15 protein-coding genes are annotated in these 12,397 nt (G+C 39.7%); 13 read left to right on the top strand and 2 right to left on the bottom strand.

All coding sequences use genetic code 11. The features are described from left to right. Positions 1 to 27 precede the first annotated feature (27 nt). The 12 genes from CEF16_RS12295 (at position 28) to CEF16_RS12250 (ending at position 8,761) form a co-directional block, all read left to right on the top strand. Positions 28 to 930, top strand: coding sequence for an ABC transporter ATP-binding protein (locus CEF16_RS12295; RefSeq protein WP_091580838.1), 903 nt, complete (start codon positions 28 to 30; stop codon positions 928 to 930). Next, positions 908 to 1,654: a hypothetical protein gene (locus CEF16_RS12290; RefSeq protein ID WP_091580841.1), complete on the top strand. Its 747-nt coding sequence runs from the start codon at positions 908 to 910 to the stop codon at positions 1,652 to 1,654. The genes CEF16_RS12295 and CEF16_RS12290 overlap by 23 nt, the downstream gene beginning before the upstream one ends. Next, positions 1,651 to 2,334, top strand: coding sequence for a hypothetical protein (locus CEF16_RS12285; RefSeq protein ID WP_091580842.1), 684 nt, complete (start codon positions 1,651 to 1,653; stop codon positions 2,332 to 2,334). The genes CEF16_RS12290 and CEF16_RS12285 overlap by 4 nt, the downstream gene beginning before the upstream one ends. Before the next feature lie 86 nt (positions 2,335 to 2,420). Next, on the top strand, positions 2,421 to 2,585 hold the full coding sequence (locus CEF16_RS23790) for a hypothetical protein (protein WP_170031887.1): 165 nt from the start codon (positions 2,421 to 2,423) through the stop codon (positions 2,583 to 2,585). 132 nt (positions 2,586 to 2,717) lie between these two features. After that, positions 2,718 to 2,888, top strand: coding sequence for a hypothetical protein (locus CEF16_RS23785; protein WP_170031884.1), 171 nt, complete (start codon positions 2,718 to 2,720; stop codon positions 2,886 to 2,888). Positions 2,889 to 3,481: 593 nt separating this feature from the next. After that, on the top strand, positions 3,482 to 4,345 hold the full coding sequence (locus CEF16_RS12280) for an AraC family transcriptional regulator (RefSeq protein ID WP_245917993.1): 864 nt from the start codon (positions 3,482 to 3,484) through the stop codon (positions 4,343 to 4,345). A 512-nt stretch (positions 4,346 to 4,857) separates the two neighbouring features. Continuing rightward, positions 4,858 to 5,778, top strand: a complete 921-nt coding sequence (locus tag CEF16_RS12275; RefSeq protein ID WP_091580848.1) for a sugar phosphate isomerase/epimerase family protein — start codon at positions 4,858 to 4,860, stop codon at positions 5,776 to 5,778. 15 nt (positions 5,779 to 5,793) lie between these two features. Beyond that, positions 5,794 to 6,960 (top strand): Gfo/Idh/MocA family protein, encoded by a 1,167-nt coding sequence (locus CEF16_RS12270; RefSeq protein ID WP_091580851.1) that lies wholly within the window; start codon positions 5,794 to 5,796, stop codon positions 6,958 to 6,960. A 236-nt stretch (positions 6,961 to 7,196) separates the two neighbouring features. Beyond that, complete coding sequence (locus tag CEF16_RS12265) at positions 7,197 to 7,400, top strand: helix-turn-helix transcriptional regulator (RefSeq protein WP_091580853.1); 204 nt, start codon at positions 7,197 to 7,199, stop codon at positions 7,398 to 7,400. A 2-nt stretch (positions 7,401 to 7,402) separates the two neighbouring features. Continuing rightward, positions 7,403 to 7,834: a hypothetical protein gene (locus CEF16_RS12260; protein ID WP_091580856.1), complete on the top strand. Its 432-nt coding sequence runs from the start codon at positions 7,403 to 7,405 to the stop codon at positions 7,832 to 7,834. A 24-nt stretch (positions 7,835 to 7,858) separates the two neighbouring features. Beyond that, on the top strand, positions 7,859 to 8,389 hold the full coding sequence (locus CEF16_RS12255; RefSeq protein WP_091580860.1) for a small multi-drug export protein: 531 nt from the start codon (positions 7,859 to 7,861) through the stop codon (positions 8,387 to 8,389). Positions 8,390 to 8,506: 117 nt separating this feature from the next. Continuing rightward, positions 8,507 to 8,761, top strand: a complete 255-nt coding sequence (locus CEF16_RS12250; RefSeq protein ID WP_091580863.1) for a hypothetical protein — start codon at positions 8,507 to 8,509, stop codon at positions 8,759 to 8,761. Positions 8,762 to 8,821: 60 nt separating this feature from the next. Here the strand turns inward: CEF16_RS12250 and CEF16_RS12245 are convergent, their stop codons facing one another. Both CEF16_RS12245 and CEF16_RS12240 read right to left on the bottom strand, forming a co-directional pair. Next, a complete protein-coding gene (locus CEF16_RS12245) occupies positions 8,822 to 9,868 on the bottom strand; it encodes an LCP family protein (RefSeq protein ID WP_091580865.1) in 1,047 nt (348 codons plus the stop codon). A 294-nt stretch (positions 9,869 to 10,162) separates the two neighbouring features. Next, positions 10,163 to 10,801: a YigZ family protein gene (locus tag CEF16_RS12240; protein WP_091580868.1), complete on the bottom strand. Its 639-nt coding sequence runs from the start codon at positions 10,799 to 10,801 to the stop codon at positions 10,163 to 10,165. A gap of 239 nt (positions 10,802 to 11,040) precedes the next feature. On the opposite strand from CEF16_RS12240, the gene CEF16_RS12235 reads away from it, so the two are divergent. Then, on the top strand, positions 11,041 to 12,180 hold the full coding sequence (locus CEF16_RS12235) for a sensor histidine kinase (RefSeq protein WP_091580870.1): 1,140 nt from the start codon (positions 11,041 to 11,043) through the stop codon (positions 12,178 to 12,180). Positions 12,181 to 12,397: the final 217 nt, after the last annotated feature.

Below are 12,397 nucleotides of genomic sequence, written 5' to 3'. Positions count from 1 at the left end.
GATAGCAAACAGCAAGGGGGAAACGAAATGAACGTGATTGAGTGCCGGGAAGTAACGAAAAAATATAAGCGGAAAAAGGCGATACATCCTCTCTCGTTTTCTATTGAAGAAAATAAAATGGTCGGCCTTATCGGAAGAAATGGAGCAGGGAAAACGACATTGCTAAAGATACTGGCGGGTTTTTTAAAAGAATCCTCGGGTGAGGTCAAAGTATTTTCGAAGCGTCCATTTAATAACCTTGTTGTTTCTGCAAACACCATTTTTATAGATGATCAAATCAATTTTCCTTCTAGTTTTACTCTTATCGATATTTTACAGCAAGGGGAACGCTTTTATGAAAACTGGGATAAAGAACTAGCACATCGTTTGTTTGCCTATTTTAATTTAGAGTCTAGACGCTCTCATGGAAATCTTTCTAAGGGGAAGAAAAGTACGTTTAACATAATTGTAGGCTTAGCGGCCAGGTGTCCACTTACTATATTTGATGAACCGACGACAGGAATGGATGCGTCTGTCCGTAAAGACTTTTACAGAGCGCTGTTAAAAGACTATATCACTCATCCGCGGACGATCATTCTATCCACGCATCATCTAGAAGAAGCCGAAGACATTTTAGAAGAAGTACTGCTCATAAAAGAAGGCGAAAAATACCTTCACCTGCCAATGGATAATTTGAAGGAACGACTGGTTGGGCTGACCGGAAAAATAGACATCGTTTATCCATGGATTATAAATCGAGACATTTTACATACGAGAAAAATAGGTCAAGAAGAGGTATATCTTGCTTTGAAGAATAACTTCACTGTGAATGAACAAGAAAAAATGAAGCTTTCAGGTGTTTGTATTTCACCTGTTTCTGCAAATGATGCGTGCATATATATGACGTCTGAGGAGAAAGGGAGCATAGATGATGTATTTAACAGAGAATAGTGCTGTCAGAGTTACATGGCAGCAGTATTTATTTAAAATGAAAGCTTACATTAGTGTGTTCAGCTCACTCGTTATTATACAGCTGCTTGGTATATTGTTATCTTTTTCCGGTACGGCATCTAGGGGAACGTCAGCGTATGGAATGAACGTAAACATAACATATTATTCAGCAGATATGGTGATTGTCTTCACAGCGATTTGGGGGTTTATTTGTGCCCTGCTTTTAACGACGACAGCTTATAGAGAGGATGGCTTTCATTTTGTCGCCAACAGAATAAGCAGTAATCTTTCATCGGTTGCTTTTCTATTTACGGCCAGCCTCGCAGGCGGGATAACCGCTGTTTTTTCTGGATTTTTATTGAAAGTACTGATTTATTACATCTTGGCAGATGAAATACTCGGTACTGGTGCGGCTGCGGATCCTATGACCTTTGCACAGGGCATTGCGAAAGCTGTTTTAATCATTTTCTTTATCAGCTCGTTCGGTTATTTAGTTGGAATGATGGCGCAATGGTATAGATGGTTCGCGTTTTTTCTGCCTGCTGCCTTAATGGGTCTTTTAATTGTCCAAGGGGCTGGTGAGGGCACGATTTTGCAGGTATTCTATACATTCTTTTTTGATGAAGCTTCGACTCCTCTCTTTTTCAGTAAAATGATAGGAGCCGTATGCATCATTTTTGCTGCAGCTATTTTTTTGTCCAATCAGTTGGAGGTGAAAAAATGAGTATTTTTCTCACGTTTTTTCCGATTGTTTTAGTTTTAGTTCTTGTCACGGTTCGTTTTAAAAAAAGGCCGCTATATGGAAAAGGAGATTTATGGCTTTTTGGCGGGTATGCAGCAGTTTTACTTTTTTCAAGTGCTCTGTTTTTTCTTATCGCAGGAGAAGAAAATGGAACGGAGGAAGAAATAAGTGCTGAAATCGCAGAACAGGAAGCACAAAAGCTGCAGGCAGCAGCACGTGAAGGCAAGGACAAGAGTATAAACAAGAATTACATAAAAAAACAGTGGACCTTTGAATACGACGAGAGTCAACTTTCGATAGAAACTCCCGATAATAATGTGAACGGGACGGATATCCTTATAGAAAGAAAAGAGGAAAATGATCATGTCATCGAAGCTGACTATTATCAAACCCCTTCGAGTATCGAGGGGAAAATGGCAGAACCTGCAAGGAACCCTTCCATTCAACAAACAGAAACTGCTCTAATTATAAGAAAACCAGAAGAGGACCGTCTGGAATATTCGGCTTTTAAGGAAGAGTTTCCGTTTAATCAAGGTGCGGAAAAAATAAATGTATTTGAAAATTCATCCCTTTCCCTTGGAAGTACCCTGATTTATTTGCGTGTTCCAAAAGACCTGGATGTGAACATGGATCCGTATCAAGTCCAATATGTGAATGAATAAAAGAGGAAAACAGTCAGCTGAGCTAAGGTAAAGAGATAGAGGGGCTCTTAAATCAATACGTTTTACTTTCTGTACGGGGGTGCTTTATGAATATTATATTATTTGTTTGGGTAATAATTGGCGGCGTTATAGGTTTTGTATCTTATGGTCCACTAGGTGCTTTAATTGGGGTATCAGCTGGCATATTAGTACGCATAAGCGATCAATTAAGTGTAATTGTTGATAAGATTAAGAAAGGGGAAAGTAGTTAGATGTCCCAGTAAATGTACGTTTTTAAGAAAAGATGTTGCGATGCTCTAAAGAACAATCATTAAGGAGTATTACATGACCATGACCTTGAAAATATAGGGTTTTAACAGAAAAAAGCATGAGGAGTGACCGTAGTGGAAGTAATTGTTATGGGTTTCATGTTCTACGTTGTGTTGTTCTTAGCCCTCATTGCATTCATAAAAAATCTGATACGTCCTAACAAGAAAAAGGTAGAGGATTTAGAAGCCCTAATTGTTCAATTGGAACATGAAATGACTGAAATAAAGCATAATGATAAGAGCTGAAAAAAAGAGGAAGTAGTGCGAAGGAGACAAAGAGAAATGAAGAAGAAATCCTGAAAGCAGCTAACGAAGGTATTATGGATTTAGTAAACAGTCTCGGCTTGGTATACTTATTCTTGTTAAGTGACAGTTTTTTAATTGTATCATTTTAATTGTAATATCTTTGTGTTATGAGTTACTTGAACTACCACCACTTAGCTAACGCTTGAAGTGGTGGATTCCTGCGAACACTTTCGTAACCGAAAGTTATTTTAGCAGGCTATCCCCGCAGTCCCTGCGGTTAAGACTTATAGCTTGTACGTTGAACTCATCCTTCCTGCCTACTGCTTGGTTTTCGCTTTTCAGCAGAGAGGGGCGGTTGAACGTTGAAGATTTTACCTGACCGACGAATTTCCTGTCAGAACCCCATATCTTCCGTTTTCAAAGAGCAATCTGAACCAGAATAGTATACCGTGCAAACATATGTTTTGCTACGGAAAAAGGCGGTTCATCTCCCCCTTATTTTTGGGCTGCGCCCTGTACAAAATGGAAGAGGGAGTCTTCTCGCCTAAAACGATAAAGAAGTAACATGGAAAGGGGAGGGATTACTGTTGAACGTGGCTGCATCTGTCCGCCATTTACAAAAGCGCTGTATTAACCTGCCTGGAGAAAATGTGTCTTTTCATATCTATTTTTGGGGGGCACAGCCAAACCATCAAGATAACCCCTTACATAAACATTCTTTTTTTGAATTTTGTTACGTGAACAGCGGGACTGGACTTTACTATGAGGATGAACAGAATTATGAACTGAAAAAAGGGACTTTTCTTTGTTCGCGTCCTGGAAAGCTTCACAGAATTCACAATGGGGAAAACCTTTCTCTTTTCTGGGTTGGTTTCGAAGTTAATCAATCCTCTTCCACAAAAGAAGGCATTCATTTGTTTAAACAATTAGCGTACACGCCAAAAATACTCATTTATCATGCGGAGGCTTCTCCGACTGCACAATTATGGAATGTATTAATGGAACATGCAGGCCGCTCCTATTCTTCAGAGTTATTGAGTTCTCTTGGCCACTCTTTATTGATCTCGCTTCAAACATTATTCTGTGGGTTAGATGAAAGCGAAGAGATACATAATGATGATTCAAGCAGTCAGTTTTTGATCAATCGAGCGCAATTGTTTATTAAAGATAACTTGACCATGCCTCTTTCTTTAGAAGATGTGGCTCAATATTTACATGTATCGAAACGGCATCTCTCTCGTTTGTTTAGCAGTCATTTGAAAATCACGTATACAGCTTTTTTACGTAAGGAAAGGGTGAGGGCTGCATCTGTAAAACTGCGGGAAACAAACCTTTCGATCAAAGACATATCGGATCTTTACAGCTTTTCATCTGTCCATCATTTCACACGGGTCTTTTCTGAAGAAACCAATATAACACCAGGACAATATAGGAAACTTAGCAGGATCAGGGAATAGGAAAAGGATTGCTAGTGATGACGCGGCAAACATAGGGCGGTAATCTTAAAAAATGGAACATAATGAGATGAGCTGGATGACGTCTTGTGCGTTTTCTGGCTTTTTTTAGTTTTAGCTCAGATTTCATGTCCTTTATTTATAAAAAAGAAGGCAGTTTCAGATAAATACAATAACAAATCATATCTTGTATTCTTAAGACATTGAAAGCACTGTAATAATTTTATAACCGAATGAATTTCATCATTCATTTTAATATCATTATAAACGAACATTATTTAAAATACCCTCGATATCGTTCGATTTTCGCTTTAGGCGGACGCTTTCACCCTCGAGGCACAAGCGCGACATCTACTCCATCTCACTTTGTTCGTTATCGTAGTGTCTTCTTGCCGCGGGCTTGGCTTCAGCCTCCTCGGCAGGAAGTTTTCTGCGGGATCTTCAGCTCAAGCTTATCCCGCAACTTATGAAATTGATTCAACCTTATTTTTAATTAATAGATAGAGGTGATGTAGATGAGTATTAAAATTTCAGGCGCTCCCTGCTGCTGGGGAGTAGATGACCCGGCAAATCCATATCTTCCACCATGGGAGCAGGTGCTGCAAGAAGCTTCTCAAGCAGGCTATAAAGGTATTGAGCTCGGGCCTTATGGCTATATTCCGATGGACATTGACCGCGTGCAGGAAGAACTTTCAAAAAATGATTTAACGATCATCGCAGGAACGATTTTTGATGATTTGGTCTCTGAATCTAATCTTGAAAATTTACTAAAACAGGTGGACGATATTAGTTCTCTCATTACCAAACTTCCATCCGTGCCGCAGGAAGAAGGACAGAACTTTCCTACACCTTACCTAGTAATCATAGATTGGGGACATGACAAAAGAGATTACAAAGCGGGGCATCCAGATACAGCCAAACGTCTGTCAAAAAAGGATTGGAATAAGATGATGGATCACATCAGAGCAATTTCTAAGAAAGCCTGGACATATGGCGTTCGTCCGGTTATTCATCCCCATGCAGGCAGTTATATAGAGTTTGAAGATGAAATTAAAAAACTTTTAGAAGACATACCCTATGAAACTGCGGGGCTATGTCTTGATACAGGGCATTTATATTACTCAAAAATGGATCCTGTACAGTGGCTTAGAGACTATGCAGATCGAGTCGACTATATTCATTTTAAAGATATTGATAAAAAGATGTATGAAGAAGTGATGGGAGAGCATATCCGCTTTTTCGATGCTTGTGGAAAAGGGGTCATGTGCCCAATTGGTCAAGGAATTATTGACTATGATTCCATTCATCAGTTGCTAAAGGAAATCAACTATCACGGCTACATTACAATAGAACAAGAGCGTGACCCTAGAAACGCTGATACTAGTTTGCAAGATGTCAGCCAGAGTGTTGCTTACTTAAAGAGTGTAGGGTATTAAAAGGAGGAAAAAATCATGATTAATGGGGAAAAAAACATTCAGAAACCTATCCGCTGGGCGATGGTAGGCGGAGGACGCGGGAGCCAGATTGGCTATATTCATCGTTCCGCCGCTTTACGGGACCATAATTTCCAATTGGCTGCTGGTGCGTTTGATATTAATCCAGAACGCGGGAAGGGTTTTGGCATTCATTTACACGTTGAGCCAGATCGCTGCTACCCAGACTATAAAAAATTGTTTGAAGAAGAAGCAAAGCGTGAAGACGGCATCCAAGCTGTTTCCATTGCCACGCCAAATGGTACACATTATGAGATATGTAAGGCGGCCTTACATGCTGATTTACATGTGGTCTGTGAAAAACCGCTCTGTTTTACGACAGAAGAAGCGAAAGAATTAGAGACGCTTGGAAAGAAGAAAAACCGTGTTGTTGGCGTTACATACGGGTATGCAGGCCATCAGGCGATTGAACAAGCTCGACAGATGATTGCAAATGGGGATTTAGGTGATATTCGCATAGTTAACATGCAGTTTGCACATGGGTTTCATTCTGAAGCGGTTGAGGCAGAAAATGCAAGTACGAAATGGCGAGTTGATCCAAAAATCGTTGGCCCGAGTTATGTATTAGGTGATTTAGGAACACATCCTCTTTATTTATCAGAGGTTATGCTGCCAGACATGAAAATAGAAAAACTAATGTGCACACGCCAAAGCTTTGTCAAAAGCCGAGCGCCTTTGGAAGACAATGCGTATACGATCATGGAATACGATAACGGTGCAGTGGGAACGGTATGGTCTTCTGCAGTAAACGCTGGCTCCATGCATGGGCAGAAAATCCGTGTGATTGGATCGAAAGCTAGTATTGAATGGTGGGATGAACAGCCGAATCAGCTTCGTTATGAGATACAGGGGAAACCAGTACAGATTTTAGAGCGTGGAATGGATTATCTTTATCCAGAAGCATTGGCTGATGACCGTATTAGCGGCGGCCATCCTGAGGGATTATTTGAAGCCTGGTCTAATTTGTATACTCGTTTTGCCATTGCAATGGATGCTGCCGATCATGGCGGAGAATCTAACCATTTCTGGTATCCAGGAATTGAAGCCGGTGTGAAAGGAGTGAGATGGGTCGAAAACTGTGTGCGCTCTGCTGACAACGGAGCTGTATGGGTTGACTATCAATAGCATTTTGGAGAAATTCGAAGATTTAATTGATATAGAGTATTGATTTTTCAGATCCAGAAAAAACAACATCTGGCTACTTCAAGTTACGTGCGCAATCCTGAGCTAAGCATTGCGCTTTTTCTAATTGTCTTCGCTAATGTGTAAATGATTATCAACATAATGACAAATAATATTTACATTATGTTAATGATTGTTTACATTATATAATAGGTATTGGTAACGAGGGGGTGGCTTATATGCTGCAGAATAGAGTGAAAGAATTGAGAGCGAGACATAATTATACCCAGTCTGATTTAGGTAAAGCAGTCGGAGCCACTCGCCAAACAATTGGCATGATTGAAAAGGGCGACTACGCACCCTCTGTTTTATTAGCTCTTAGAATTGCACAGGCTTTTGATACGAAATTAGAGGAAGTATTTTGGATTGAAGGAGGAGAATAGGGATGATAGAACGTTTTTTACGCTCGCCGTTTACGATGTGCATTTTTTTAATCGGGCTGGCGTTGATATATACCACTAATATGTTATTGGAACAACGAGATGACCTATTTTTATTTCTTTACATTTCCTATGCTGTTTTTGTCATCACTTATTTTGGTTTGATGATTTATTATAATTACAAAACTCCTCACCGGAAAATTCGCATCTTTACCCTCATTCCTTACGAACTAAAGGAGGAAGACGAGGGACATCAATATATAACGTACCGTGCTTGCAGAAAAGTATATATTTATTATTATTTTGCTATCCCTGCAGCCATTATTTTTCTCGTCATTTTTAACGGTAATCATCTATTTCCCGTATTTTTGTTAACTGTGTTAGGCCTGGGACAATATTGTATTTTCTGGTCTGAAATTAAAAAATTACATCATTAAAAGGCAGGGAGAGGGGAGACATTTATGTTTTTATCGTATTTATTAGTATTCGTATTAGCCGCCATCCCGTTATTTGAACTGATTGCGGTTATTCCGTTGGCGATCATTGGAGGGCTGTCTCCGGTTCCATCGGCGATACTGGGTTTTTTAGGAAACGCCGTTACAGTCGTATTAGTGATCATTTTTATTGATAAAGTAAGGCAATGGCTGCGAACGAGGAAACAGAATCGTAAAGAAGAAAGCGGACAAGAAGGAGAAACATTAGAGAATCATGAAGAAATGGAACGTTCAAAAAAGGGAAAACGAGCGAGGATGCTTTTTGATAAATATGGTTTGCCCGGATTAGCTATCATTGGTCCCTTTTTCGTTGGTTCCCATATTTCTGCTTTTATGGGTATGAGCTTTAGTTCCAAAAGAAAAATGGTAACAAGTTGGATGCTTACTAGCTTATTATTATGGACAGTTATCACTGCAGTTGCTTCAAGCTACGGAGTAACCTATTACATGCCGAACGTAGAAGAAGAGGGAATTTTAATACGCATTTTTCAAACCTAAATACTGTCGCTAAAGGAACATATTATTCTTCCACTATCGAGCGCATTTCTATATAAGAAAGAGCGCTTTTTTATTTGTTCTCAGTAGACCTGTATGGGAACGTAAGTGGAAGAATAAATGATAGCGTTTTTAATTAAAGATGTGGAAGAAGCGTCAGTAGCCGTTCAACAAATTACAGCCATTACAGACACATTGGTGGGACCCATTGAAGAGATTGCGCCTATAGAAGAGGATTCCGCAGGCTGCACCGAAAATGCAGCAGCATCGGCTGAAGAACAATCATCTCTGTTTCAGCTACTCTTGCAGAAATGGCTGACGATCTGCAAAAATCCATCAACACGTTTAAACGTTAGCTCGTTCGTCAAAATATAATATTGGAAAAGTTTTCTGCATTAAAAAGCCTGCCCCTTCTTTTAGGAGCAGGCTGTTGTTTTACCATTCATTTGATTGAGCTTGCTGGTTTGAACTTTCTTCTTCGTTTGACTGGAAATTATCTTGATTTTCAGGAACATCGATTTCTAGATGAGCTTTTAATTCCTGGGAAATTTCTTGTGTCGATTGGTCGTTTAGCTGATAATAATATCCTGCATCTAAATTGAGATCTTGTCCCTGTATTTGAAGGCGTTCAATGTCACTGATGGAATCAGCATAGCGATGTAAAGATATTAAATTGCCAAACGAAAAATTCATTTTCATATGCTTTTCAAGGCTGGTGAGTACTTCATCATAATTACGAATAGAAGAAATAGAAGCGCTTCGACGAATTAATGCTGCAATAATTTCTTGCTGACGCTCGCCGCGGCCAAGGTCTCCGCGAGGATCTTGTTTTCTCATCCTCGCATAAGCTAATGCTTCTTCTCCGTTAAGGTGCTGTCTTCCCTCTTGAATAGAAATCGCATCGTGATTGCCTTCGCTATCTTGCTCTGTAAACGAAAAAGGTACGTCCACTTCTATACCATCTAAAGCGTTAATAATTTCAATAAAAGCATCAAAATTTAATTTTACATAGTAATCGACAGGAATATCTAATAATTCTTCCACGGTTTGAATGGCCAGGTCCGTTCCCCCAAAAGCATGAGCATGAGTAATTTTATCTTCCCCATGCTGCGGGATGGTTACAAGCGAGTCGCGCGGAAAGCTGGTCATTTTAACCGATTCTTCGTCTTTGTTAAACGTGGCCAAAACCATTGCATCGGTTCGTCCTTCCAATTCACCGCTTCTATCATCCACTCCGAGGAACAAAACAGAAATGTTATCCTGTTTAGGATCAACAGCTTCTTCTCTTTTCTCTGATTTTTGACCGCGGTCAAGGGTCTCTTGGGTGTCAGCCGCTACATCACTAAGTTTCCAGGCAAAATAGCCTAAACCGCCTCCTAGTATTAAAAACGAAACAAGGCCGATGAGCATAAATATTTTTAAAAAACGCCGTCTTCTGCGTCTGTGACGCCGCAGCCTTGTATTAGGCACTTCTTTCCCCATAAAAAATTCTCCTTGTTTTCAGTTTTCCTGCATTTTTGTACTAAATTATTTTACATAAAATGCACGTGTTCGTAAATGGCAAGTTAAAAAAGGCAGACTGGTATATGACGCTTATTAATGAGACGTTGAAAAATTAGTTTTCGTTACACGTATAGACAAATTAACCGGGAAAAGTTTTATTTCCTCGGAAATATTACAGAAAAAAAGAAGAAATTGATAAAAAAAAAGGATTGCGAAAAGAAAAGTCGAAACAATAATAAAGTGTATTATAACTACAGGAATAATTTGCTATATTTATAAAGGCACGTCTGTTTCAAGATATGTTTCTTCTTGTTCATCAATCTGGCCCTGGCCGTTCGTTATGTTCGTTATCCATTTATGAAAGGACTGGACCGATTCAACAGGAACATAAGCAAAAAGGGAAACTTTTTCTTCGTATTCAATATTTTTCATTATATAAGAAGACTGCCTTAGTTCGTTTTCTACTTTTCCCAGCCACGTATAGTCAACACGGACTGACAAGACTTTCATGAGTGTTCTTTCGACAACGCCTGCAGCATTAATGCCTTCTGTCACCGCAGATCCATAAGCTCTAATCAGTCCGCCGGCTCCAAGTTTTATACCGCCAAAGTAACGTGTGACGACTACACAAGTATCTTTAAGGTGTCGTTTTTTTAAGACTTCAAGCATTGGGACTCCAGCCGTTCCGCTTGGTTCTCCGTCATCATTTGCTTTTTGTATTTCATCTTTTTCACCAATCATATATGCAGAACAGTTGTGGGTGGCATTCCAATGTTCTTTTTTTATCGATTGGATAAATTCTTGCGCTTCTGCTTCATTTGTAACACGTTTGACATGTGCAATAAATCGGGACTTATTTATGACAATTTCGTTTGTTCCACTGGTTTTCATAGTATAGTATGATGCAAGCATGACAGAATAACTCCTCCTAATGATGTAATTATACTATAATAATATTGTAAAACTTGAAAACAGAAAGTCATGGTATCCTATAAGAGACGGCTTAAAAATGACATGATAGCGTATAACTATGTAATTTCTTGATTTTTTATAGGTTCTGCGGTGTGGGTCATTAAGAATGTGCTAAAATAATCATAACGGATCGTGGCTGTCTGTCAAACCAATGAATCCGACAAAGCGTGGTGACCTTTTTGTCAATAAAGCTGACACTTGATGAAATCATCGACAAAATGTTGAATACAGTAGACTACAGCAAAGAACAAATCTTTGAAATCAGCGAAAACTCCCGGGAAGAATATGAATCACTTAAGCAGGAGCTAAAAGATATACGGGAGAAAGTTGCCGCTGTTATTGATAAATCTGAGAAAACAGATATGCACGCTCGTTTTGCGAGAAACCGCCTTGCCCAAGTAAGCCGCCATTTTAAAAGCTTTAGCAACGAAGAAGTAAAGAAGGCCTATGAGCAGGCAAATGAGCTGCAAGTGGAGCTTGCGATATTGCAGCAGGAAGAAAAACAGCTTCGCGAACGGCGGGATCAAGTCGAACGGCGTCTTATTCAATTAGAAGGAACCATTGATAGAGCAGAAACGCTCGTCAGTCAAGTTTCCGTTGTATATAACTTTTTAGCCGGAGATTTAAAAGAAGTCGGTGAAATGGTTGAAGATGCCAAAGAAAAGCAGCAATTTGGTTTGAAAATTATTGAAGTGCAGGAAGAAGAGAGAAAACGCGTCGCGCGGGAAATTCACGACGGTCCCGCTCAGATGCTTGCCAATGTACTTCTTCGCTCCGAGCTGGTAGAACGAGTTCGAAACGAAAAAGGTATGGATGCTGCAGTAGAGGAAATCCGTGACTTACGTGTTTTGATCCGCTCAAGTTTAGCCGAAGTAAGGCGTATCATTTACGACCTCCGTCCAATGGCTCTTGATGATCTAGGACTCATCCCTACATTGAACAAGTACTTGAAAAACGTCGAAGAGCATACCGGATTAAATATCCGTTTCACTCATATGGGACGGGACCTCCGGCTCTCGCCCAATTTAGAGGTAGGACTTTTTCGGCTGGTACAGGAAGCAGTCCAAAATGCGTACAAACATGCAGACCCTCATGAAGTCCAGGTGAAAGTTGAGTTGAAACCTACACGCGTTGTTATCGTCATAAAGGATGACGGTAAAGGTTTTGATACAGCCAAAACCAGCAAGGAAAAATCATTTGGGCTGATGGGCATGAGAGAAAGAATTAATGCCTTAAAAGGGGAGCTGACGATTGATTCCGCTCTGAATAAAGGAACCGTCGTCATGATACAAGTTCCGGCAGAGGGAGCAAAAACGTAAATTTTGCAAAAGGGGCTTACAATTGTTTTGTATGTGGAAAAAAAGGGAATAGCCGTTAATTTTTATACTTTAGGAAAGGACAGCCTCAAAGTATAAGAAAAATACGGCTTCCGTCATAAGGATTCGGCGGTAAGCCGAGTTTTTCTAATAAAAAAAGAAATAAACACACTAAATACCAGAAATGATTGATTATAACAAAATGAAGTACAATGTATTC

It is taken from the genome of Alteribacillus bidgolensis (assembly GCF_002886255.1).
Taxonomy (GTDB): Bacteria; Bacillota; Bacilli; order Bacillales; family Marinococcaceae; genus Alteribacillus; species Alteribacillus bidgolensis.
The sequence above is the reverse complement of the archived record's forward strand: the minus strand, read 5'-3'. Positions and strand labels throughout refer to the sequence as shown.

Excerpts from the sequence above, each read along its gene's own strand:
- CEF16_RS12290 (WP_091580841.1), top strand. The coding sequence starts at position 908 with ATGATGTATTTAACAGAGAATAGTGCTGTCAGAGTTACATGGCAGCAG.
- CEF16_RS12265 (WP_091580853.1), top strand. The coding sequence starts at position 7,197 with ATGCTGCAGAATAGAGTGAAAGAATTGAGAGCGAGACATAATTATACC.
- CEF16_RS12240 (WP_091580868.1), bottom strand. The coding sequence starts at position 10,801 with ATGCTTGCATCATACTATACTATGAAAACCAGTGGAACAAACGAAATT.
- CEF16_RS12295 (WP_091580838.1), top strand. The coding sequence starts at position 28 with ATGAACGTGATTGAGTGCCGGGAAGTAACGAAAAAATATAAGCGGAAA.
- CEF16_RS12260 (WP_091580856.1), top strand. The coding sequence starts at position 7,403 with ATGATAGAACGTTTTTTACGCTCGCCGTTTACGATGTGCATTTTTTTA.
- CEF16_RS23790 (WP_170031887.1), top strand. The coding sequence starts at position 2,421 with ATGAATATTATATTATTTGTTTGGGTAATAATTGGCGGCGTTATAGGT.
- CEF16_RS12245 (WP_091580865.1), bottom strand. The coding sequence starts at position 9,868 with ATGGGGAAAGAAGTGCCTAATACAAGGCTGCGGCGTCACAGACGCAGA.
- CEF16_RS12275 (WP_091580848.1), top strand. The coding sequence starts at position 4,858 with ATGAGTATTAAAATTTCAGGCGCTCCCTGCTGCTGGGGAGTAGATGAC.
- CEF16_RS12270 (WP_091580851.1), top strand. The coding sequence starts at position 5,794 with ATGATTAATGGGGAAAAAAACATTCAGAAACCTATCCGCTGGGCGATG.
- CEF16_RS12250 (WP_091580863.1), top strand. The coding sequence starts at position 8,507 with ATGATAGCGTTTTTAATTAAAGATGTGGAAGAAGCGTCAGTAGCCGTT.
- CEF16_RS12285 (WP_091580842.1), top strand. The coding sequence starts at position 1,651 with ATGAGTATTTTTCTCACGTTTTTTCCGATTGTTTTAGTTTTAGTTCTT.
- CEF16_RS12255 (WP_091580860.1), top strand. The coding sequence starts at position 7,859 with ATGTTTTTATCGTATTTATTAGTATTCGTATTAGCCGCCATCCCGTTA.